General features: G+C 39.4%; 27 protein-coding genes. 6 read left to right on the top strand and 21 right to left on the bottom strand.

Going from position 1 to position 23,342, the window contains the following annotated elements; genetic code table 11:
* Positions 1–22 precede the first annotated feature (22 nt).
* Positions 23–1,453, bottom strand: coding sequence for a DEAD/DEAH box helicase (locus tag V7112_RS15065; protein ID WP_335421205.1), 1,431 nt, complete (start codon positions 1,451–1,453; stop codon positions 23–25).
* Positions 1,454–1,655: 202 nt separating this feature from the next.
* Here V7112_RS15065 and V7112_RS15060 point away from each other — a divergent pair, with 202 nt between their 5' ends.
* The gene (locus V7112_RS15060; protein ID WP_335421203.1) at positions 1,656–2,849 is read left to right on the top strand and encodes an MFS transporter; all 1,194 of its coding nucleotides are present in this window, start codon (positions 1,656–1,658) and stop codon (positions 2,847–2,849) included.
* Positions 2,850–2,900: 51 nt separating this feature from the next.
* Here the strand turns inward: V7112_RS15060 and V7112_RS15055 are convergent, their stop codons facing one another.
* The 10 genes from V7112_RS15055 to V7112_RS15010 form a co-directional block, all read right to left on the bottom strand.
* Positions 2,901–3,278, bottom strand: coding sequence for a hypothetical protein (locus V7112_RS15055; RefSeq protein WP_335421202.1), 378 nt, complete (start codon positions 3,276–3,278; stop codon positions 2,901–2,903).
* Positions 3,279–3,310: 32 nt separating this feature from the next.
* The gene (locus V7112_RS15050; protein ID WP_335421200.1) at positions 3,311–4,225 is read right to left on the bottom strand and encodes a type II secretion system F family protein; all 915 of its coding nucleotides are present in this window, start codon (positions 4,223–4,225) and stop codon (positions 3,311–3,313) included.
* Between the two features lie 6 nt (positions 4,226–4,231).
* Complete coding sequence (locus V7112_RS15045; protein ID WP_335421198.1) at positions 4,232–5,182, bottom strand: type II secretion system F family protein; 951 nt, start codon at positions 5,180–5,182, stop codon at positions 4,232–4,234.
* On the bottom strand, positions 5,179–6,492 hold the full coding sequence (locus V7112_RS15040; protein WP_335421196.1) for a CpaF family protein: 1,314 nt from the start codon (positions 6,490–6,492) through the stop codon (positions 5,179–5,181). The genes V7112_RS15045 and V7112_RS15040 overlap by 4 nt, the downstream gene beginning before the upstream one ends.
* Positions 6,492–7,664 (bottom strand): AAA family ATPase, encoded by a 1,173-nt coding sequence (locus V7112_RS15035; RefSeq protein ID WP_335421194.1) that lies wholly within the window; start codon positions 7,662–7,664, stop codon positions 6,492–6,494. Before V7112_RS15035 ends, V7112_RS15040 begins: the two co-directional genes overlap by 1 nt.
* Positions 7,664–8,263, bottom strand: a complete 600-nt coding sequence (cpaB, locus tag V7112_RS15030; RefSeq protein WP_335421191.1) for a Flp pilus assembly protein CpaB — start codon at positions 8,261–8,263, stop codon at positions 7,664–7,666. Before cpaB ends, V7112_RS15035 begins: the two co-directional genes overlap by 1 nt.
* 24 nt (positions 8,264–8,287) lie before the next feature.
* Positions 8,288–9,238, bottom strand: a complete 951-nt coding sequence (locus V7112_RS15025) for a Tad domain-containing protein (RefSeq protein ID WP_335421190.1) — start codon at positions 9,236–9,238, stop codon at positions 8,288–8,290.
* 3 nt (positions 9,239–9,241) lie between these two features.
* Positions 9,242–9,637, bottom strand: coding sequence for a TadE family protein (locus V7112_RS15020; protein ID WP_335421188.1), 396 nt, complete (start codon positions 9,635–9,637; stop codon positions 9,242–9,244).
* The gene (locus V7112_RS15015; protein ID WP_335421186.1) at positions 9,634–10,143 is read right to left on the bottom strand and encodes an A24 family peptidase; all 510 of its coding nucleotides are present in this window, start codon (positions 10,141–10,143) and stop codon (positions 9,634–9,636) included. Before V7112_RS15015 ends, V7112_RS15020 begins: the two co-directional genes overlap by 4 nt.
* 78 nt (positions 10,144–10,221) lie before the next feature.
* Positions 10,222–10,395 (bottom strand): Flp family type IVb pilin, encoded by a 174-nt coding sequence (locus V7112_RS15010; protein ID WP_335421183.1) that lies wholly within the window; start codon positions 10,393–10,395, stop codon positions 10,222–10,224.
* 243 nt (positions 10,396–10,638) lie between these two features.
* On the opposite strand from V7112_RS15010, the gene V7112_RS15005 reads away from it, so the two are divergent.
* Complete coding sequence (locus V7112_RS15005) at positions 10,639–10,962, top strand: DUF192 domain-containing protein (RefSeq protein WP_335421181.1); 324 nt, start codon at positions 10,639–10,641, stop codon at positions 10,960–10,962.
* A gap of 96 nt (positions 10,963–11,058) precedes the next feature.
* On the opposite strand, the gene V7112_RS15000 is transcribed toward V7112_RS15005, so the two are convergent.
* A complete protein-coding gene (locus V7112_RS15000; protein WP_335421179.1) occupies positions 11,059–11,769 on the bottom strand; it encodes a Crp/Fnr family transcriptional regulator in 711 nt (236 codons plus the stop codon).
* A 308-nt stretch (positions 11,770–12,077) separates the two neighbouring features.
* Between V7112_RS15000 and V7112_RS14995 the strand changes: the two genes are divergently transcribed.
* Positions 12,078–12,509: a GAF domain-containing protein gene (locus V7112_RS14995; RefSeq protein WP_335421177.1), complete on the top strand. Its 432-nt coding sequence runs from the start codon at positions 12,078–12,080 to the stop codon at positions 12,507–12,509.
* Positions 12,510–12,787: 278 nt separating this feature from the next.
* Here V7112_RS14995 and V7112_RS14990 read toward each other — a convergent pair whose 3' ends face one another.
* From V7112_RS14990 to V7112_RS14955, 8 genes are read right to left on the bottom strand one after another with little or no spacing between them, the layout of a single operon-like run.
* Entirely contained in the window at positions 12,788–14,293 is a 1,506-nt protein-coding gene (locus V7112_RS14990; RefSeq protein ID WP_335421175.1) for a nitrate/nitrite transporter, read from the bottom strand.
* A complete protein-coding gene (locus tag V7112_RS14985; RefSeq protein ID WP_335421173.1) occupies positions 14,294–14,572 on the bottom strand; it encodes a hypothetical protein in 279 nt (92 codons plus the stop codon).
* Complete coding sequence (locus tag V7112_RS14980) at positions 14,559–14,870, bottom strand: hypothetical protein (RefSeq protein WP_335421171.1); 312 nt, start codon at positions 14,868–14,870, stop codon at positions 14,559–14,561. Before V7112_RS14980 ends, V7112_RS14985 begins: the two co-directional genes overlap by 14 nt.
* A gap of 5 nt (positions 14,871–14,875) precedes the next feature.
* Positions 14,876–15,061 carry a hypothetical protein gene (locus V7112_RS14975; protein ID WP_335421169.1) on the bottom strand — a complete coding sequence of 62 codons (186 nt, stop codon included), beginning with the start codon at positions 15,059–15,061 and terminating at the stop codon, positions 14,876–14,878.
* Positions 15,051–15,578, bottom strand: a complete 528-nt coding sequence (locus V7112_RS14970) for a ubiquinol-cytochrome c reductase iron-sulfur subunit (RefSeq protein WP_335421168.1) — start codon at positions 15,576–15,578, stop codon at positions 15,051–15,053. Before V7112_RS14970 ends, V7112_RS14975 begins: the two co-directional genes overlap by 11 nt.
* 11 nt (positions 15,579–15,589) lie before the next feature.
* Positions 15,590–16,147 (bottom strand): 4Fe-4S dicluster domain-containing protein, encoded by a 558-nt coding sequence (locus V7112_RS14965; protein WP_229141444.1) that lies wholly within the window; start codon positions 16,145–16,147, stop codon positions 15,590–15,592.
* The gene (locus V7112_RS14960) at positions 16,148–18,316 is read right to left on the bottom strand and encodes a molybdopterin oxidoreductase family protein (RefSeq protein ID WP_335421164.1); all 2,169 of its coding nucleotides are present in this window, start codon (positions 18,314–18,316) and stop codon (positions 16,148–16,150) included. It abuts the gene before it with no gap.
* On the bottom strand, positions 18,303–19,388 hold the full coding sequence (locus V7112_RS14955) for a hypothetical protein (protein ID WP_335421162.1): 1,086 nt from the start codon (positions 19,386–19,388) through the stop codon (positions 18,303–18,305). Before V7112_RS14955 ends, V7112_RS14960 begins: the two co-directional genes overlap by 14 nt.
* 178 nt (positions 19,389–19,566) lie before the next feature.
* On the opposite strand from V7112_RS14955, the gene V7112_RS14950 reads away from it, so the two are divergent.
* Both V7112_RS14950 and V7112_RS14945 read left to right on the top strand, forming a co-directional pair.
* A complete protein-coding gene (locus tag V7112_RS14950) occupies positions 19,567–20,220 on the top strand; it encodes a response regulator transcription factor (protein WP_335421160.1) in 654 nt (217 codons plus the stop codon).
* On the top strand, positions 20,213–21,319 hold the full coding sequence (locus tag V7112_RS14945) for a PAS domain-containing sensor histidine kinase (protein WP_335421158.1): 1,107 nt from the start codon (positions 20,213–20,215) through the stop codon (positions 21,317–21,319). The genes V7112_RS14950 and V7112_RS14945 overlap by 8 nt, the downstream gene beginning before the upstream one ends.
* A 26-nt stretch (positions 21,320–21,345) precedes the next feature.
* Here V7112_RS14945 and V7112_RS14940 read toward each other — a convergent pair whose 3' ends face one another.
* Positions 21,346–22,227 carry a DMT family transporter gene (locus V7112_RS14940; protein WP_335421156.1) on the bottom strand — a complete coding sequence of 294 codons (882 nt, stop codon included), beginning with the start codon at positions 22,225–22,227 and terminating at the stop codon, positions 21,346–21,348.
* A 142-nt stretch (positions 22,228–22,369) separates the two neighbouring features.
* Between V7112_RS14940 and V7112_RS14935 the strand changes: the two genes are divergently transcribed.
* Positions 22,370–22,807 carry a nuclease-related domain-containing protein gene (locus tag V7112_RS14935; protein WP_335421154.1) on the top strand — a complete coding sequence of 146 codons (438 nt, stop codon included), beginning with the start codon at positions 22,370–22,372 and terminating at the stop codon, positions 22,805–22,807.
* The last annotated feature ends 535 nt before the right edge of the window (positions 22,808–23,342 follow it).

The following is a 23,342-nucleotide window of genomic DNA, read 5'->3' as shown; positions in this document are numbered from 1 at the left end:
CTGGTGCTCCGTTTCTTTTTTCTTACCTTGCAATATGTACTTTTAACTGTTTTCCTTTTATGGTTGTATGTTTCATTGCCGCTAAAACATGCTGGCCTTTACCGTTAAGGATATCTACATAGGTTGCATTCTCCTGGATGGTGATGATTCCAATATCCTCGGCTGTGATTCCAGGAATTTTTGCAATCGTACCAACAAAGTCGACCACTCGAAGCTTCTTTTTCTTCCCACCATTAAAATAAAGCTTTAGAATATCTTTGTTTACTTGTTCAGCTTTATCGTGTTTAAGACGAGGCTGGGCGTTCATTTTTTCAACAAATGCTGATTTTGCACGGGCAACCTCGGCATTGCTCGGGGATTCAATCTTCCTAATCTCCTCCCCAATGTAGTCTTCGATTTCCTCTACTACATTCTCTTCTCTTGCTGTTGCAAAAGTAATTGCCTTCCCGCTTTTACCTGCACGACCAGTCCTCCCGATTCGGTGAACATACCTCTCATTGTCCTGAGGTACGTCGAAACTGATGACAAGAGAGATATCTTCAACATCTATCCCCCGTGCCGCAATATCGGTAGCCACTAGATAACGGAATTTTCCTTTTTTAAAATCATCCATAACGGCTAATCGATCTTCCTGAACCATACTGCCATGGAGCTTGTCACAGGAATAATTGGCTTTTTCCAGCTTTCGATACAAATCGTCCACACCCTGCTGTGTCCTGCAGAAAATGATACAACTATCCGGATTTTCAACAATCGTAATAGCCTTTAAAAGGGAGAGTTTGTCTTCTTCCTCCGTATGTATCAAAAAATGATTAATGTTTGCTTTAGAAACATTTTCTACATCAATATACGTTGGTGATTTCATATATTGAACCGATAGATTTTCAATATCCTCCGGTAAGGTTGCCGAAAATAACATTGTAACTCGATCTTCCGGCAGTGCTTTGATAATAGCCTCTACCTGCTCAATAAAACCCATATTCAGCATTTCATCCGCTTCATCAATCACTAAAAATTTCAGATTATCCACATGAAGGGTTCCCTTTGTAATATGGTCAAGCACCCTTCCTGGTGTTCCGACAACAACATGCGTCTTTTGCTTCAGCTCTAGCTTTTGGCGTTCATAGGATTGCTTTCCAAAGATGGCGGTTGCTTTTATTCGCTTAAAGCGACCGATATTGATCACATCATCCTTCACCTGTGCCGCAAGCTCTCTCGTCGGGGTTAAAATCAAAGCTTGTGGCCTGTTTTCCTCCCATGCAACCAATTCACAAATTGGAATCGCAAACGCAGCTGTCTTACCACTTCCAGTTTGGGATTTTCCAACAATGTCTTTTTTCTTTAGCGCAACAGGAATCACCTTCGCTTGAATCTCAGTCGGGACTTTATAACGTAAACCAGAAAGTGCTTTTTTGATTTCATCACTCAAATTAAATGTATTAAAGCCATTCATTAGAACTACCTCGTTTTTTCTTTATATTATAACCGGGACAGAGGGACAGGTCCATTGTCTCAATGGTGGGACGCGGGACCTGTCCCTTCGTCCCAAAATTTTCTTTTTGACATCTAGGTTAAGTTGTAATAGTTTAGTATAGTTGTTATTTAATAGGATCGGATTTTAATGATTGAAAAAATATATACGATGAGGTGTATGGATGACGAGAGACCAACGTAAAAAAATGATCATTTTGATGATCAATATGTTTATTGCAATCGGGAGTTTTGGGATTATTATTCCCATTTTACCTGCTTATCTTGAATCGATTAATGAAGGTGGAAAAGCAGCTGGCCTCATGATTGCCATTTTTGCCGGAGCACAATTTATTTTTTCTCCAATCGCTGGAAAGTGGACTGATCAATATGGCCGCAGAAAAATGATTATCTACGGACTATCGGGTCTGACACTTTCCATGTTTATTTTTTATTTAGTGGATTCCATTTGGCTGCTGTATGCATCTCGCGTCGTTGGTGGAATTGGTGCAGCCCTTCTCATCCCGGCTATATTTGCTTATGTTGCAGATATTACAACGATGGAGCAACGTGCAAAAGGTAACAGTTTTATATCCGCGGCTATGTCTCTTGGAATTGTGGTGGGGCCTGGGATAGGTGGATTTTTAGCTGACTATGGGATAAAATTTCCCTTCTTAATTTCTGCTTTAGTTTCCCTTGTATCAGTGCTTTTCTCGTTTGCTGTCTTAAAGGAAAGCCAACAAAAAGTGGATGGCTTCATGCATGTTGATGATGAAACGATGGCGAAAAAGCTAGTCCGTTCAGTACGTATGCCATTTTTCATTCCATTAATTATAACACTTGTTATGAGCTTCGGTTTAATGGCATATGAATCGGTCATTGGTCTTTTTGTCGATAACCAATATCGTGCAACACCACAGGACATCGCCCTGATGGTTACATCAACTGGAATTATTAGTGTAATCGTTCAATTATTTGTGGTAGATCGTATGGTAACTCGATTTGGAGAAGGAAAAATCTTAAACATTTTTATCTCTGTAGCGGCGTTCGGTTTCCTTCTTTCATTATTCGCGAATAGTTTTGAGATGTTTTTTGGAATTTCACTACTCATTTTCCTTGCAACTTCCATTCTACGTCCTGTGTTAAATACACTGATTTCAAAGCTTGCAGGTAATGAACAAGGATTTGCAATGGGGATGAACAATGCCTACATGAGCATTGGAAATATATTAGGACCAACATTAGCTGGCTTATTATATGATGTCCAAATCATCTATCCATTTATGTTGGGTCTTTTCCTTCTAATGGTTACATTACTCATTACAATCATTTGGCAAAAAAGCACAAAGACGAAAACACGTGTAAAAGCAATGGTATAAAAATAAGCGCATGGCTTCGGGGGTCGGTTTCCAAAGCCATGCGCTTATGTATTATTTATGGACTTTAGGTCTCAAACTATCTTTGTATGAGTGTATGATTGATAATATCGTGTGTTGAAGGTCATTAGGATTGGATTCAAGGTATAACACTTCATTCTTTCCCGCTTGGCCCGGGTCAAACTCATCTTTAGAGTTTAGTACCAGCACGACCTTACTCTCGGGGAGATGCTTCATTATAAATGAGCCCAATTTATAAATATTGTATACATAGGATTGAGGCAAAAAGACAAGCGACTCCTTGTACATTCGCAGCTTGTCATAAAGCTTTGCCTCGTGTGCAAGCCATTCAACCTGAAACCCGCTGTCTTCCAAACTTGATTCAAATATTTCTATCATTTTTTCGTTTTCTACTAATGAAAATATTTGCATCCTAATTCACACACCTTTTTAATTAAAAATCATCACAGTACATTTTGAATGAGATAAATTATTAATGGTCCCATCAATACGATAAAAATAGATGGGAAGATAAATAGAATCATCGGGAAAACCATTTTGACCGGTGCCTTCATGGCCTGTTCTCTTGCAAATTGAGTTCGTTGTTCTCTAATTCTTTGTGTCAATTGCTGCAGTACCTTTGCCATTCCTACTCCCAGCATGTCCGCTTGAATGAGCGATGTTATGATGCTTTGAAATTGAGGAATTGGTACTCTGGCGCGAAGATCTGCAAATGCTTCCCTTCTAGATTTCCCTAGCTTCATATCCTCCATTGTTTGCATAAATTCCTCTGACAATGGGCCCTTCATTTGTTTGCATACCTTTTGAATCGAGGCATCTAGTCCCATACCAGCCTCAATCGATAGGTTCACCATATCAAAAAAATCGGGCATACTCTTTTGTATCTGATGTCTTCGCTTTTTAATAATCGTACTTAAATAAAAGGATGGATAGTAAATTCCTAGTGCTGCAACGACACTTGCAAGTAAAATCCTTGAAAAAAGAACCGAGCTTCCTAACAATAAAAAGACGGATAGAAACAGAACTCCCCCCATCAGCAGCTGCATAAAGCGGAAGTCAATGGCTGACATTTTCAACGGATATCCCGCTTCACGAAGTCGTCTTTCAAGGTCTCTTTTTTTTGAACTCGCCATTTTTTTATCCACAGCTGATTTTAGCTTGTCATTATATCGTTTAATTAGACGTAACTGAAGTTCCTTTTGTTTCTTTACAGGTACTTCCTTATCCATGTCGGAGCCAAAATAATGTTTAGTCCGCATTTCAATGGCAATGTCTTTATTATAAATCAAACTAAGCAGCCCACCAATGACCATTACAAAGCAAAGAATGCTCGAGAGCATAAAAAAGATTTGTATCATTGGAACCTACACCTCAATGTGTACAATTTTTTTAATAAAAAACCAGCCCAGAACCATATTAAACCCACCTACCACAAGCATAGCCCAGCCGAGTGGATGTGAAAAAAGCATATTAAAATACTCCGGATTCACAAGTGTTAAATATAAAGCTAATGCTGGTGGTAATAGCGTAATAATAACTGAGGACATTTTCCCTTGCGCTGTCAGGGTTTTTACCTCATCCTGCACCCTTGAACGGTCAATGATTGTTTCTTGCATTGTTTCAAGTAGATATGCAAGATTCCCCCCACTTGATCGTTGAATTAACAATGTGTTTAACACCATTTCAAGCTCACTATCAGGCAATCTTTTTAAAAGATGATCAAAAGCATCCTCGATTTTGACCCCATAATTGATTTCCTTTAATGTATTCAAAAATTCCGGTCCTAACGGATCCTCGATTTCCTCTGCGACCATTTTCATCGCTTGCATAAAACTAAAGCCTGCCCTTAATGCATTTGCCATTGTCCCTAACGCTCCCCCAAGCTGTTCGGAACATTTTCTTAATCGAAGTTTTCGTTTGCGTTTGATATACAAAATCGGAAGGTAAAACCCAATCATTCCGCATAAAATTAGCAATATGAAATGGAGCTCATAAAAGTACCCAATCCCTACTCCTATACATGCAACTATGAGTCTCGAAATGAACAATTCGGCTTGGGACATCTTCAATCCGGATTGTTTTAGAACGGTCTCATATTTTGAAAAATGAATTGCCTGTTCAATACGTTCGCTGGTCTTTTTTACGAAAACTCCTTCACGCTTCTTCTTTTTTGGTTCTTCTGCTTTTTTAATAGGTAGATACTTGTTGATTCGTTTTTCGTACTTTCCCTTTTCAAAAATAATCGTAAAAATAATCCCAGTAAAAAATGTGACAACTAAAAACGCAGATAAAGCGATTAAAAGGGAATTGCTCATGTCCACTCCTCCCTTATCATCGAGCGTACATCAAAACCGGCTAACTCAAGTTTTTCAGCACATCTTGGAAGAATTCCTGTGCTAACAAATCCTTGTTTTTTCCCATCGGCATACACAAAAAGATCCTGCAAGACAATCGTATCTCCCTCTAGTCCCAATACTTCTGTGATTCTCGTAATTTTTCTTGTTCCATCCTTCATACGTGATTGTTGGACAATTAATTCAAGGGCACCCGCAATTTGTTCACGAATTGCTCGGATAGGTAAATCAAACCCGGCCATCAAAACCATTGTTTCAAGTCTTGCTAAAAGATCACGAGGAGAGTTCGCATGGCCGGTACCTAAGCTACCCTCATGGCCAGTATTCATTGCTTGAAGCATGTCAAGTGATTCAGCACCACGAACCTCACCAACAATGATTCGATCCGGACGCATCCGTAAAGAATTCCGAACAAGGTCCCGAATGGTGATTTCACCTTGTCCCTCAATATTCCGTGGACGCGACTCCAATGAAACAACATGTTCCTGAGAAAGCCTTAGTTCAGCAGCATCCTCAATCGTTACAATTCGTTCATTACTCGGGATAAAGGATGACAGGACATTCAATGTACTCGTTTTACCTGAACCCGTACCACCACTAATAAAAATATTTAGTTTAGACTCTACCGCAGCCTTTAAAAAATCTGCCATTTGATCACTTAATGTCCCCATGCGCAGCAAATCATAGATGGTAAAGGGCGTTTCAGAGAATTTTCGAATCGTGATTGTTGGACCATTGAGTGCTAATGGCGGAATAATCGCGTTTACACGCGATCCGTCTGGAAGTCGTGCATCAACCAATGGTGAGCTTTCATCAATTCTTCTTCCAAGTGGTGAAACAATTTTTTCGATAATCCTTAATACATGCAAATCATCCCGAAATTGCACATCCGTTTTTTCTATTTTCCCCTTCGTTTCAATGTAGACATCCTTTGGACCATTTACCATCACTTCAGAAATATCAGGGTCAGCAAGTAATGGTGAAATTGGTCCAAAACCCGTTAACTCGTAGGACATATCAAATTTCAACTGTTTCTTTTCTTCGTAAGCGAGCTGTTCGCCCTCTGCTTCAAGAAATCCCTCTGAAAGCTTGTTAATCACTTCATCTAAATGCTGGTCCTGATAGACTGGCTTTTTTAGTTCTTCAACAAGGTAGTTATGAAGCCGCACTCCTAGTTCACTTGATTTCACACTTGCTGTTTTTAGTTTTGGAGGCTCCTTCTTTAGCTCTTTGACGGGATTCTCTCCACCAAGTCTTGCTAATAATGACATCAGACATAACCTCCTGCATGGACCACTCGCTTCGACTTAAGCTTTTTACGACCCGATGTTTTTGCAGGTACGACAATCGTGTCAGCCATTTGAAAAATCTTCTTCGCTACCTGGGACCTTGGGTAACTATACACGAGTGGCTTCCCTTCATTAACCGACGTAACCATGATTTTTTCCATAGCTGGTAATGTAAAGGCAATCTTTTGACCAATGATTTTTTCAACGGTTTCAATAGTTAACCCTTTTACCTTAGCTTGTCGGTTTAAAATCATTTTTACCTTTTCAAGTAGCTTGAGTGTTTCTAATGTATCGATTAGTAATTTCGTATTTTTTAAGGTTGGAAGATCCTGATGAGTGATGAGCAGGATTTCATCCGAATTTTCGAATGCAACAATTGAATTTTCATCCAAATGTGGTGCAGTGTCGACAACAACAATATCGTAGGTTTCCTTTAATGCTTTAATTGCCCTTTTCACGTCTTCTCCTGTAATCACCTCTGCAAATTCGGGACGCTGTGGGGCTGCTAAAATGGAAATTCCATTTTTGAATGGTGTCATAAAGTTTTCAATTTGGGACCCGGTACGATCTTCTTTAGCCCAGTCATAGATGGTTCTTTTTGGCTTAACATCATAGAACATTGAAACGTCACCAAACTGAAGGTCTAAATCAAGTATCGCTACCTTCATCAGTCTTTTTCCGTAAGATGCAGCTAGGTTAACGGAAATACTCGTTTTTCCAACCCCGCCCTTTGTGCTGCCAACTGTAATAACTTTTCCGTTCTTTTTAGGCTGTCCCATCTGATAGATAACCTGATTTTTACTTTCTAGAATTGCATTTTGAATATCTGCACGAATTTTTGAAGGGCTTGACGATAGAAAAATCACGTCTGTCGCGCCTGCACGAATTGCCTGCTTAGAATCTAGTTCTGTCTCGTCTTGAAGGACAAGCAACACTTTAGCAGCTTGGTATTCTTTCGTAATCTTTGAGCATAGGTTGTACATATCATAGGAGGTTGATTGTGAGAGAAGTACAAGTGCTGGATCAGTTGGAATTAGCTTTTCGAAAAGTTCTTCTTTTTTTACCCAGTCTATTTTTCGTTCTACCTTTTTAGCAACTGCATCAAGCATCGATTTTGTTTCTTCATTTTCAAATATAGAAAGTAGTTTTATCATCACTTAAACACTCCTTCGTGAAGTTGATCCTCATGAACATGCGTATGTGTTGGTTCCACATCGTGGTCCCCATCTTCTCTAAGCATTAAATACAATTCATATTTTGACGCGAACCCTAGCGCCAGGCCCTGCTTGGGTGTAACTTCAACAGTTACCATTTGGTATCGCTTCTTCTCCGTTTCAGGGTCATCTGCCATATGACCGGTTTCCAGTACCTTCACATTTTGTAAAAGGAGTGTTGCGGAGTCGTGCTGCCCTTCCGCTTTGTACTCCTCAGGCACAGTCATCACCGCGACAACATCAACAAACGAACCTGGTTTGACAAGTCCAGCGACCCCTTGAACATCAGTAACGGCAATTGTCATCGCACGGTTTCCTTTTGCAATTTGAATTGCTTGTGATTCAACATCTACTGAAGCCACCTCTGTTTCTTCCGGCTGTACCGTCTCTTCTTTTTCTTCATCCTTGTCTTTTTGGGCAACCTCTGCACTAGCGGTTTGAGTATTAGTTGGTTGTTCCGTATTCAGAAGTATGTATAACAGTCCTGATGCAACAAGACCAAAAACCATTGCAACTATCCAGATTTTTTTCGTGTTCATACCGTCACCTGCTTTTTTAGTTTTCTAGTTTACTAGTTTTACTCCAGAGATTCCGTAATATTTTCCTGGACCAAAGGTTCCATCCCTAACAATTTCTTTAAAGCGTGCAATTACTTTATGCTGTTGTACTCTTTCAACATAGAATGCAGCAAACCCGACTATTTTGACCATTGACTTACCTTCCACGTTTTCAAACGTTTCGATTAATGGGATCGTTACGATACGTTCACAAGTGTTATCAGCATCTACGTATCTTTGGCAATTGTCTTTATCCTTATCTTCATTTATCCTATATTCAAAACCTGCCTTCACATTTCCCCATGACAAACCAGTTTTTGTCCATACGAATAATTCATGACTTGTTGGATCATATAATTCCATATCTGACCCATTCATAATGCCTTCCTTTAGATCATTACCACCAGGACCATCAATAGCTAAAAAACCAAAATTTCCACTTATAGATGAATTCGCTTCATTATTTCCTTGGCCTGGATGAAAGTTTAAGGTGAATTCATTTCCATTTTTGAAAGAATCATACTCACCAACTTCTACCGCTACAGGAACAATTTCTGACCCTGCTAGCAAAGTATTTTGTATTTCTGCTTTTGCACGTGCCGCTACATCTGTTTCAGTAAAACCAAGAACCCTTGCAAAAAAAAGGCCTTTTGTTACCTTTTTTTCTATTTCTATTGAGTTACCTTCTGCTTTTATTTCACCCTCCGTCACGGTATATCCATTTTTATCTGCAATTTCGATAGCTAAACCTTCCGCAGCATCCTCTGAATTTTTTAGAAGCTGCGCCCCACCTAATACAGCAGCATCTAGAGCTTTTTGTAACCTGCTTTTCTCTAGGTATAGCATTCCAGCATCTACCACAATTGCTGAAAAACCCATGATCATAAACATCCCGAGTGATACCAAAATCATAGTCATTCCACTTTGTTCTTTATATAATTGCCGAAATTTCCACATAATCTATTCCACCCTCATAACCGTGGTATCTTTTAGATCAAACTCTCCAATAATTTGACCAATAATTGGAGTTAAAAAATCAACCTTATACGTTAATTCAATTTTTACTTCGTCTCCGCTAGTAGGGGTTGCTGTTGTATCAGTTACGATCGAAGCACCAAAAAATACTTTTTTCCCAACACTGCTTCCTAGGGAGTCAGTTGCATCCGTGATTTTGGTATGAATTGTCCCTAAATTGGAACCAACTGTTGCAACTCTGGCAGCTTCCCTCCCTGCATGATCGAGTGTTAAATATGCATGAAAAATTCGTCCAAAGTCCGTTATTCCAAAAATCAACATCAATAAGATTGGTAGGATAAGTGCTGTTTCAACTAATGATTGACCCTTTTGAGATTTCATATGTAAGACTCCAATATAAATGTTAGAAGCGTGCCAATCGCTATTGGTATTGCATACGGTATTGAAACAGTTCCTTGTTTTCCAGAACTAATATTGAGCGAGCCTTGTGTTCCTCTAAAAAATAATAGTGAAAATAGCATACTTTTAAATGTGAATCCAAGCTTTCTTTGTTTAATCAGAACGACGATAGCAATAAGTCCACCAATAATTGCAGCATAAATACCTGTGTAAAAAACGAACATTGCTCCCTTCCATGCTCCAATTGCAGCTAATAGTTTAACGTCCCCTGCACCAATTCCTCCCATAACAAATGGAATGAATAGCAAACCGAGGCCTACCAAAAATCCTTTCCCACTAAATAAGAAACCATCGAATCCAGAGAAAAGAGTGAAATAAACGAGGCCGCCAAGAATGGCTGGAAAGGTGACAATATTTAAGATTTTACGATTGCGAAGATCTGTTATGACGGAGATGATTAGGATGAGGCAGATGATTAGGTTTTCCATTTTGATATTCCTCCACTTGATTTTGATAAAATAGAAACCCCGCCGGAGCAGGGCTTTGATCTAATAAAATATTCATGATTATAATTTGTTAACTTCTGTTTGGATCTTTTGAAAAACTTCTAAAAGGTCTTTTCCGATTAGTGTTATAGTTCCTACAACTATTAACGCAATCAATCCAACTAGCATTCCATACTCAGTTAACCCTTGTCCTTCCTCTTCCTTAACTAATCTTCCTACTAAGTTTTTCATCATCTTCTTTTCCTCCTAAAATTTGTTTTTGGTTTGTTTCTTGTTCTTTATATTGAACTTAAAATTAGTATATATCGAACGTTCTGTATTGGAAACACCTAAAATAGGTCGTTTGTTCTATATAATGACCATATTTCTCTATTAATCTCTCTTTTTCTCTCTCTTTCTTACTATTTTGTTTTTTATTTAGAACAAAATATACTATATAATGAACAATACCGAACAATCTAATAGGAGGAATGAATTATGAAACGTTCTTTAGAGCTAGATCTACCAATTATCAAGGCTGATACATTTATGAAGCGATTCAAAGGATTGATGTTTGAAAGGAAACCATATGTAAATAAAGCACTTCATTTAACACCGTGCGATTCTATACATATGTTCTTTATGAGGTTTCCGCTAGATATTGTCTTTTTAGATAAGGAAAATAGAATTGTGGATGTTCGCCATAACCTCCAGCCTTGGAGAATTGCGATACCAAAGAAAAGAGCTTATTCCACGCTTGAGCTTCCAGCGGGGACAATAAAAAAGAACAACATACAAATTGGTGACCAGGTTGTTCTTTAATAAGAACAAATAAACCCATTCCCAAAAAACGAAAAGAAGGTGACCATATCTTTTGGGTCACCTTCTTTTTTATGCCGGGACGCGAAAGCTATGCCCCTAGCAAAATTCATATAAACGTTCGATACGGTAGATCACTATTTTATGGTCATACATTTCGACGATACCTTCGCGTTTCCAGCCGTTTAAGAGGCGGTTAACGCTTTCACGGGTGGTACCGATGAAATCTCCCAAATCCTTATTTGTTAGTTCAATCCCAATTAAAATCCCATCCTTGCATTTGACACCATGTGTTGTGGTTAATTTGATTAATGTCGATGCAAGGGCACCTTGCTTATCGAGAAATAGGAAATCGTATAGTTTGTTTTGCAGGATCCGCTGTGTCCAGCCAATCCAGCTCATGAATTCGACTGCAAAATTACCGAATTGATATAATAATTTTTTCAAATCATTGATATGGATAATGCCGATTTCTGCTGCCTCTTCTACATCAGCGCGGTACTTGTAAAATAGTTTTTCAGTAAAGCCTCCAAATTCTCCAATTAGACTTCCTTTTTCTTTAATGGATAATAAGATGTCCTTCCCGCGTTCTGAGGACGCACGAAGCTTCACTCTTCCAGAGATAATATAGTACATTTTTTCTGCTTCCTCACCATCCCAAAAAAGGTGAGTTCCAGCTGCTACTTTTCGAATACGCATAATGCTTTGTAATTTATTTAAATTTTCTTCAGATAGAAATTGCTCGATGCTTTCATTAACGGACTCTATGTGAGGAATCTCGCTTTTTAGTTCCTGTACAATCATTGCCATTTTGAATCCCCCCGCCATGACTTTATACTATAATCATACGGCTAATAATGAAAACAAGGTATCGGGGGAATACCTGAACTTTCCCTCCAATTTCCCCTATTTATTCTCCCATGAATTTCCCCTAACCTAGCTAATTCCCTAGGAATCCCCCCTAAAGCTGGTCTAAATATCATCTTTTTAAGCAATAAAGTTAAGGGAATTCCCTGACATACAATCACGTTAAAAAGATTTACAATAGATAGGAAGATAAAAAATTCCTTTTTTCGTCTATATAAAGAAATCACCATCGTGGTCGAGGAGAGATACTCATGGAAGCGATACAAGTGGAAATTGAACAAAAACTTCATGATTTGTGTACGAACACCTCAAGTGATTTCTCTGCGATTGCACATGTTGATCAAGGAAATCAAACAATCCGCTGGGAATATGCACATGGCTTTACAAATAACCGCTTTAAAAATATGGTGATTCGACCTGGCAAGGGATTATCGGGCTCTGTTGTTCGTTTCGGTACAACCATGATTTTGGACATTGATACACCAGATCGACAGCGCACTCGACTTCAATACCCAATTATGCTGGCCGAAAACCTGGTTTCGGCTGTTGCAGTACCTATTCATATGAGTGGTAAGGTTGGTGGAGTCCTTCTTATCGGTTCGCGAACTGAAGTAAAATACACATCAGAACAAGTGGAACTCGTAAAAAAGATAGCAGATGAGATTGCCGAAATAAAAAAATGAATCCCATGTCAGGATTCATTTTTTACTTTATTCAGCAAAAGCTCCTTACTTCTTTAAGCGGGAGAAACATAAAAATTCACAAAAAATTCAGCAGGGGTTCATACCCCGACTGAATAAAGTAAAATTGCCTCCGGCGGATGCCACGATTTTTCAAAGGAAATTTTTCGAGCGATAAGATCAAAGACTAAGAACGCCACATCCTGTGGCAACGTCTTTATGACCCACCTCCTGTGGGCCTAAAAATCGGGCGCAAATACACCAAGGTGTATTTGATTTGTTTAACCTTGTTTAATTTGTTTGCCGGTCATATCGCTAAGCATACCAGCGTATTGAACGATATCTCCAGATTCATTTTTAATCGCACTGATTGTGAGCCATTGTAGGTAAGCTGATCCGTCCTTGCGCTTGTTCCAGATCTGTCCTTGCCAGAAGCCTTCTGTTTCAATTTTTCTCCAAAGCTCCCCGTAAAATTCCTTTGTTTGCTTACCAGATTTCAAGACGTTTGGTGTCTTCCCAATAATTTCTTCTGCTTCATAACCAGTAATCGTCGTAAAAGCTGGATTCACAGAAACAATTTTTCCATGCAAATCAGTAACCATAATTCCTTCAGCCGTATGGTCAATGACCTGTTTCGCAAGCTCCATTCTTCCATGAAAGTACATCCATACCACAAGAATTAAGCTTGCTAATGCCACCTCAGACAACGCCATAAATCCAATTGCGTAGTGTCCATTGACATGGTATAGGATTCCCAAAAGAATAGGTGGGAAAAATCCTCCTAGCCCTCCGATAGCAGAAACAATACCGTTCACAATCCCGGCTTGCTTCTGGAAATACATCGGTACTAATTTAAAAATAACACCATTTCCCATGCCCGCACAGAAAGCGATTGTTAAGCAGCCGATTGTGTACCAGCCGATTGATGGAGCAAAGGAAAGAATCATTGCAGACACGGTATAGCATCCAAACACAAACATTAATAGTTTTAGAGAATGGAATCGGTCCGCTAGCCACCCACCAACTGGTCGCATCACTGTTGCAAGGACGATAAATCCTGCCGTTCTTAGACCTGCATCTATCTTATCTAAACCGAAATTCTCTACTAAAAAGTTTGGTAAATAAACAGTAAAAGCCACGAAAGAACCAAATGTGAGAAAATAGAATAAGCTTAGGAGCCATAGTTTTTCATTCTTATAAACTCCCTTGATTTGTTCCATCAATGGGGTTTGAACCTTTACTTCCTTTTTATCTCCTAAAAAGAAGTTTGCTACGATAAAGATTGCAAGAACAATCAAATACAGTTGTACGGTTAAAGACCAACCTATTTTCGTTGCAATCACAGGTGCTGCAAACGTTGAAACCGCAGTTCCAAGGTTCCCTACGCCATAAATTCCGTTGACAAATCCGTGTTTTTCCTTCGGATAATATTTTGGTAGTGATGTAACCCCAACTGAGAAAACTGCTCCCCCGATTCCAAGGAAAAGTCCCCCTACTAAGAGGTCTGTAACCGAATTCGCTATGCTAATATAGTAAACTGGGAACAGTAACAAGATAAAACTAAGTAAAAAGATTTTCCTTGCACCGAATTGGTTCGCATAATAACCTAACGGAATTCGTAATATAGAGCCAAGCACTACAGGTAATGCGGTAACCAATGCTAATTGATTCGCTGGGATTGCAATGTCCTCTTTCATAAACGGTAAAAGAGATGAAATAAGCACCCAGACCATAAAACCAATGACAAGGTTTAATGTTTGTAAGGGAAGTTGAATTTTTCTAACCACTTAGACCATCCCCTTTTTTACGACATAGGTTAATCCCGATTGCGGGTCAAAAGCTGACCAAATGTCATCACTTATCGCTACCTCTGCTGTTAAGGGAACAGCAAAAAATCGAAGGCGGTCAAAATAAATACGAAGATGTGTTTTATCAGGACAAAGCTCGGTTTTGAAAACAGCCTTTTTTACAAAGGGGGCTAGATCTTCCCCATCTTTATCCAAAATTGCTACTTCCACATCCTCCAAAATAAACGACTCTAAACTTTTGATTTCAGTTAACTCCACAGCTGCTGCACCCCTTCTTTGCAGGATAGATGAACATTTTATAGCCTTGAAGATAGGACCAAAAGGCTTCGTCGGCATGTGTTTCGATATAATCAGTCGCTTCATCCTCTGATTGCCATCGGCTCATGCCCTTCACCTCGGCAATGACAATGTCAATGCCTTCTTCTGTCTTTTCTTCCAAATACCAATTCAACCGTATACCCTTAAAAAGATTTGTTAAGAGTTCATTGATTTCATCAGAGAAATTTCCGGTTGCCTCTCTTATAAAACAAAAATCAAGATAGGTTTCGCTGTTCATGTTTGTCACGCCTTTTTCAACTTTTTATAGACAATCAATGCGACCGGAAACAATAGGATGTTTAAGCCGCAAAAGATGAGCGTATTTACATAGTTTTCGTAAAAATATTGGTGAACCATTTTTTGAGTAAAAATGATATTTAACAACAAGATGACAGAAAGGGCAAGAATACCTTTATATTTAAGCTTCATAACGTTTCACCCTTACCGCATAAACTGCACCATTTTCCACCTTCACTTGAATTTCTGGCAGTGGACGTCGTGGCGGACCTGCAGTCGGTGCGCCAGTTTCTGCATCAAAGAACCCGTGGTGACATGGACAAACCATTTGCCCTTCCTCCTTCACCCAAAAAACAGGGCAGCGAAGATGGGTACATGCATTTTGATAAGCGACATATTTATTGTCAGAAAGCCTAATTAAAATCGCATCATCATGGTCGCCAGGGAAGGTAAAATTCGTTGAATCCCCCACAGCCAGCTTACTTACATCAATAATTTTTTTATGGGAATATTCTTTATCCCCTAGACCCATCAATTCCTTTGCAGCTACTGCACCCCATGGCAAAGACGAAATTGCAAATACACCTGCTGCTCCAACCAATGTCTTCATGAAGCCACGGCGATCAAGGCTTCGTTCATTATTGCGGTTAATATTATGCGTGTAATTATCCTCGTTAAAAGGGATTTTATTGTTTTTATCAGACGGCATTCTACTCACTCCTAAAATAACTTCTCAATGCCCTGTAAAATACCAGGTAAGCTAATTTTGACGTTTGTTTCTCCTTCAAGCGGCATGCTTGTTACCCATTTTCCGTTGTCGAGATTGTGACTTTGTTTCTTAGCCTCAATTTCTTCATCTGTTAGCCATTGAATCGTGTTTGATGGACAAACACTCGCACACATTGGTGGAATCCCATCCTTTGAGCGATCAATACAGAGGTCACATTTGTACATTAAGTTTTGCTCTTCATCGAATTTTGGAATCCCGTATGGACAGGCAATTGTACAGTTTTGACAGCCAATGCATTTTTCAACAAGCGCAGATAGCACCGCACCTGACTCATGGATTTGAATCGCTTGAGCCGGACAGCTTCTTGCACATGCTGGGTTTACACAGTGAAGGCACATAAGCGGCATGGTCTGCCTATTCACAAGTGGGTTGACGTCATATACATAGTTTCTGTTTCGCTCTTCATGCCCGCCACATTGTGTACAAGCCGCAAGACAAGAGCGGCAACCGATACAGTTTTCAAGTTCTAAGTAAAGCCTCTTTTGCATTTACTGCACCTTCTTTACAACTAGTTTTTCAATCTGGGCAGCACATGCTTTGAACTCTGGCATTTTTGAGATTGGATCAAGCGCTGCAATTGTCAGTAGATTAATAGATTCCTCGTGACCGAAATGATATGGAACAAACACGGTATCTTTTCGGATGGCTTCGGTAATTTTGACTTTATAAATACTTTCACCCCTTCTTGTAAAAAGGCGAACTCGTTCTTCATGCTGAATATCGTATTTTGCTGCTGTTTCTGGATGGACCTCAACATATGGTTCTGGACACATATCGTGCAGGAACGGAATACGTCTTGTTTGGTTTCCAGATAAATAGTGATACACGACACGACCTGTTGTTAAGCGAAGCGGATATGTTTCATCTGGTTCTTCAGCCGGTGGACGGTATGGCAATGCACAAATCTTTGCTTTTCCGTCTGGATGATAGAATTTCTTATCGAGGAACATATGTGGCGTCCCCTTGTCTTCCTCATCACGGCACGGCCAGAACACACCGTCTTGCTTGTCGATTTTATCCCATGTTGCCCCGTAGTAGTCAGCATAGCCACCCTTACTTGCAAGGCGGAACTCATCAGCAACATCTCTAGCAGTTTTTAAGTGTGAAAAATATTTTCCTCTTCCTAGACGCTCCGCAAGCTCGACCTGCATTTGCCAGTCAGGCTTTGATTCCCCAATTGGTTCTTGAGCTTTATTGATTTTGATGATGCGTCCTTCGAGATTCGTAACCGTTCCTTCATCCTCAGACCAAGTCACTGAAGGAAGAACAACATCTGCAAACTCTGCTGACTCTGATAAATAGAAATCTGCACACACCATAAAATCTAATGATTTAAGAGCTTCCCTAACAAAGTTTAGGTTTGGTGCTGATACAGCTGGATTTGAGCAAAGTAGATATAGTCCACGAATCGTTTTTTGCTCCATTAGCTCAAACATTTCATACGCAGATACGCCTGGTTGTGGCATTTCTTCCGTTGTAATTCCCCAAACTTGGCAAACCTCTTTCACGTGTTCCGGGTTTGTCAGTTTGCGGTAGCCTGGTAATAGATCCGATTTTTGACCATGCTCACGTCCACCTTGCCCATTTCCTTGACCAGTGAATGTGGCAACCCCTGATTTTGGTCGACCAATTTTACCAGTGACAAGCGCCATATTTGTATAGCCGGATACATTATCCACACCTTTATGCTGCTGCTCAATTCCACGCGCAAACATGACCACAGCATTTGGTGCTTTTCCGTAAATTTCTGCAGCACGAATAATTTTTTCTGGTGCCACTCCGGTTAACTCGCTAGTGTACTCAGGTGTGAATTCCTTCACAAGTTCCATCGTCTCTTCAAAGCCATTTGTGTGATTGGCGATAAATTCTTCATTTGTATATCCATTTTCAATCAGTAAATGTAAAATTCCGTTTGCTAACGCTAAGTCTGTTCCTGGTTTTAGATCTAGATGTACATCCGCTCTTCTTGCTAAAGGTGTTTCACGCGGGTCCGCAACAATGATGTATCCGCCTCGTTCCTGTACATTCCAAACGCGGAACATGGAAGTCGGATGGCACTCTGCAGTGTTACTTCCAGCAATAAATAAACAATCAGTTTCGTGAATATCGGTCCATGGAAGTGTCGATCCACGGTCAACCCCAAAGGAGCGAAGGAATCCACCGGCCGCACTCGACATACAGAAACGTCCATTATAGTCGATGTAGCGAGTACCTAGTGCTACACGGGCGAACTTCCCAGTCAGATAACATTTTTCATTTGTCATCGACACACCACTGAAGACGGATAATGAATCCTTCCCATATTCCGCTTGCAGCTTCGTAAAATTTTTAACGATTAAGTCATACGCCTCATCCCAGCTTGCTTCACGGAAGCCTTTTGTTGTTCCTTTTAAAGATGCATCATCACGAATGAGCGGCTTTAAAATTCGATCCTTGTGATTCGTTTGCTGGTATGCCGTAACTCCTTTCGGACACATTTTTCCAACTGTAACTGGCCAGTCATAACGTGGTTCGACTCCGATAATTTTATTGGTGACTGTATTGACTCTCAGATTCATTCCACATTGCATACCGCAATAGCTACAATGTGTTTTGATTAATTTTTCATTTGGATGAATGACATTTTCAATTTCTTTAAAAAACTTATCCCTTTGCATTCTGATTAGCCTCCTTGACTTTTACCTCGTGGGTTGGGAAGCCGGAAAATTGTGCAATCCGGTATTTTCTACGACATGGAAGACACATTTCTGCTAAATGATGGCCTTCACTTGTTTTAAAATGAATATCGTTTACATCGAGTACATCGATGACATCTTGAGATTGTTCAGCGGAAACAAAGCCATTTCCACAAACCTTACATTTCTTCGTTTCTTTTTCTGCGTAATGCTCACGATAGTTTCTTGCCAACACACTCATTGGGCGGAACGGAATATGAGCTAGCTTTCCAAATGGTAAGTAAATCAATGTCATAATAACGGACCATTGATGAATCAAGGACATCACAGGCTGACCTGCACCGTGCAAGAAAATATTCATGAAGGTTAAAAGTAAACCGGTAATGCTGACGAACAAGAGCATGTAGAGTGGCAACAAATCATAGATGAATTTTTGTTCTGCTTTTGCTTGAAAGTTTTTCACTCGACGGTAAAGTGCCATACAAACCCCGGCGATTACCATGACAGCTGTAATATTTAACGCATTATAGGAAAGGTTTGCGATGATGCCATCTGCAGGTACTGTCATGATTTGTATCCCCATCGCGATAATGTTGTAATAGCCGCTTTCATCCATTGTGAAATACATCCAACCGAAGACTAGCGGAAATGTTACCATACAGGCGAGGATGCATCCCCAACCAATTAAAATGTGCTGGGTCCATCGGTAAATTCCCCTATTCCAGATGAAATTGTATGTACCTAAATGCTCAACTGATGTTTTCGGGGTTGATTTTCGAAATAAAAGTTTTAAGCCTTTTTTTATGATGATCTTTGTTGGTGGTCTTTCTCCCCACGCAATGAAGCGATAAAAGAACCCCCCAATAAAAACAATTGTTCCAACCATATAGCCATAAAGATTTAAATCAACATGTGTAAACATTCTTGTTCCGATAAATGATAAAATGGCCAGCCCTATTACGGATAAAAACATGGACTTGGCAAACTTTGAAGCAAATGCATTGTTATAAGCCGGTGACTGCTTCTTTTGGACGGCAGCAGCTCTTGCCTGCATACGAACTCCTCCTCAATCGATTAACTTATCCCTATTGTAGAAGAAGTGTGATTTAAAACATATCAGGGAACCTCCCTATCTTTGAAAGAAAAATCCCTTATTTGTAACAATTTCTTGAACTCAAAATCACATCGCGAACATGGTATAATTAGGTTATTGAGAAATGGGGAGGATGAATGTGGTTAAACTACTGATTGTTGACGACCATGCCGTTGTCCGTTCAGGACTGATGATGCTGTTGAACGGTAAAAAAAATATAGAAGTTATTGGCGAAGCATCTGAAGGTGATGAGGCAATAAAGAAAGCAAAGGAATTAAACCCTGATGTCGTACTCATGGATTTAAGTATGCCACACGGAAAAGATGGATTAACTGCAACAAAGGAGCTTCATGAGCTTCTGCCAAATATATCGATTTTGATTTTAACAATGCATGATGATGAGGAATACTTATTTAGAGCCATTCAAGCTGGAGCTTCTGGTTATATTTTAAAAAATGCTCCTCACGAGGATTTGCTCGGAGCGATTGAATCCGTTTCTTCAGGTAATGCCTACTTAACTCCTTCCGCAACAAAGGTTTTAATGAGCGGCTATTTAGATCGTGTCAAAAATGGGGATAACGCAGATTCATTTGCTTTGCTGTCTGAGCGTGAAAAAGAGGTACTTGAATGGGTTGCAAAGGGATATTCCAATAAAGAAATCGCAGAGCATCTTGTGATTAGTGTAAAAACCGTCGAATCCCACAAGAGCAATTTGATGGAAAAACTCGGATTGAAAACACGACCTGAACTAGTGAAATATGCAATGAAGAAAGGATTGCTACATTTTGAATAAAATTGATCGACTCAAACACCAATCAGAAATTGGTGGTCCTAGCGTCGTTAAGCTTCTTGCTGAGCTAGAAAAGCATATTGAGGATTCGAAGTTTCGTGATGATGTTGAAAAATCATTGCGACATCTTGTGGATTTAACATTTGCTTTGGATGAATCCTCGATAGTGGCGATCACTGATCGACAAGGAAAAATTCAATACATTAATAATAAGTTTTGTGAAATCTCGAAGTATTCAAAGGCAGAGTTAATGGGACAGGACCACCGAATCATTAATTCTGGTCACCACGACAAGGAATTTTGGAAGGAAATGTGGCGTACGATTGGTTCAGGACATGTCTGGAAGGGTGAAATTAAAAACAAAGCGAAGGACGGTTCTTATTATTGGGTCGATACGACAATTGTTCCGATTTTATCTGAAAATGGACGTCCGAATCAATATTTAGCTGTTCGCCACGAAGTCACTGCTTTAAAGGAAACCCAGGAAGAGTTAAAAAATATGATGACGCGGGTAATCAGTATCCAAGAGGAAGAACGGAAACGTTTTTCACGCGAGCTTCATGATGGAATTGGGCAAAGTATGTTTTCATTACTAATTCAGCTCGATCAAATGCTTAGTGAAAAACCGGATGAGCGACTTGGACGTCTTCGCCAGGATGTTTCTTTTATGATGGAGGATATTCGCGGTCTAGCTTGGGAGCTTCGCCCTTCTGTTCTGGACGATCTCGGCGTTGTGCCAGCTCTTCGCAAGTACATTGAAAATTACTCACAGCATTACGGGATTCACGTGAAGTTTGAGTGTACATTAAAAACGCGCCTTGATATCCATAAGGAAACAACGATTTATCGCGTTGTCCAAGAGGCGTTAACGAATATCGCGAAATACGCAAATGTGTCGGATGCGGTTGTTAAGATACATGAAGCAGAGTCTGAAGTTGCTGTTGAAGTGATTGACAACGGTCAAGGCTTTACTGGTAATGAAAAAGGAAACGGTGTTGGCTTGTTTAGCATGGAAGAACGTGCTCGAGGCATCGGTGGCACCATCATGCTACACTCCGAACCCGGCCAAGGCACCACATTGAAGTTAGAGGTTCCGAAATAAAAATGACAGGCACTTTTCGAATTTGACTAGTGTCTGTCATTTTGTAGTTTCCTCTGATATGTGGATAATACCACACCACCCACAATAAATAATGACCCTACTATTTCTTCTCCAGTTATCGGTTTAGATAATATAATCAACCCCATAATCATTGCTACAAATGGTTCTAGATTAGATAAAACGGAAGCCTTCGAGGCATCAACATATCTTATATAAATATTCCAGATAAGATTTGCAAGACCATGTACTACAATAGCAGTTACGATTAACAATGCCCAATCAGAAAAATCAGTGCTGATCTTTAGTGGCGAGTCTAGTATAAACACAAATGGAATCGACACAATTAGCCCCACGATATTGGTATAAAGCGTAATGGTAAGTGGGTCGATTCGATTAGATAGCCGCCTTGTCATGATAATCATAATTGCAAATGTGATCATTGTTAAAACAATCCATAAGAGCCCCTCATCAACTTGAATGGATGAGAAGGTTCCTTTTGTTACCACAAAGTAAATCCCGATAATAGCGACAATAGACCCTATCAGCATATGTATTGTTAGTTTTTCCTTTAAAAATATGGCTGCTAAAATACTTGTTAAAATGGGAGTCATTGCTAAAATAAGTGCTGATGTCGTTGGGTCAGCTGTTTGCAATCCTTTAAAAAACGACCACTGGTTTATGAAAACACCAACAATCCCAAGTATGATAACAGGGGCAAGGTCCGATCTATTGATACGTTGTTGCTGCTTATTGAATGAAAATAGTCCAATTAAAAATAGGACAATAAATAAAAGTCTTAACATCGTTAGTAGAGTAGGCGAAAAACTCAAAACTAAAATTTTCCCAAATATAAAATTGCTCCCCCATACTACTACACAAAATGTGAGCCAAGAATAGGCTTTTAACATCTATAACACCTTCCGTTGATTGCGGCTACTTATTTTATTTTGCTCGATATAATTGATTTCAACCATTTGTTGTTACGATTTTTCTTTGAATCTACTAAATTTTCAAATATAATGGCTTTAACTACTAGAAAGGATGTGGACTATGCTTTTTAAAGCCCGTAATAAGTCAGGCGAATTAATTACTCTTGAAATTTTAAACAAGCGATCAGATTTATCAAGTAAGGACAAGCAGTACTTTTTAAATCTGAAAAAAGGATACGAAGGTGAGCTATTATTCGATTCTTTAACGGAAAAGCTTCAATGTGAATGTTTAATATTAAATGATCTATTACTTGAGGTTAACAATACCACCTTCCAAATTGATTCCTCTATTTTTATCGATGGGAAAATTCATTCTTATGAGGTTAAAAATTTTGAAGGCGACTACTACTATGAGTCAAATAAATTATTAAAGATTACGACTAATGTTGTTTATGATTGGTGTCAGGGTAATCCCACAAAAAGAAAGCTTCAAAAAATATTAACAAGCAACTTTAAAAGTGTTGGGGTACATCAATGGACTTATTATGAAAAAAACTAATATGTTTTTCCCTGTATGTATTCATTTAGAATAATGGTTAATCCATCATCAAATATTGATGATGGTTTTTTTGTAGCAATGTGCTTTTAAGGTTCTTATTATGATGACGACCGTTTCTGGGATTCAACGGCGGCAGTTTGGTCCTCATCTTCCCATTGATAACCATTTCTACGATTAAGAGGCGACAGTTTGGTCTTCATCATTCCTATGATAACCATTTCTGCGATTCAGCAGCGCCACTTTGGTCTTCATCATCCCGATGATAACCATTTCTCGCGATTAAGTAGCAACGTTTTCGTCTTCATCCTCCTGATGATGACCATTTCTCGCGATTAAGTAGCAACGTTTTCGTCTTCATCTTCCCGATGATAACCGATTCTAAGATTCAGTGGCGACAGTTTGGTCTTCATCATTCCTATGATGACCATTTCGGCGATTCAGCAGCCACGTTTTCGTCTTCATCATCCCGATGATAACCGTTTCTACGATTAAGAGGCGACAGTTTGGTCTTCATCTTCCCGATGATAACCATTAC

This window comes from Bacillus sp. JJ1566, from assembly GCF_036962685.1.
Taxonomy (GTDB): Bacteria; Bacillota; Bacilli; order Bacillales; family Bacillaceae_L; genus Ferdinandcohnia.
The sequence above is the reverse complement of the archived record's forward strand: the minus strand, read 5'-3'. Positions and strand labels throughout refer to the sequence as shown.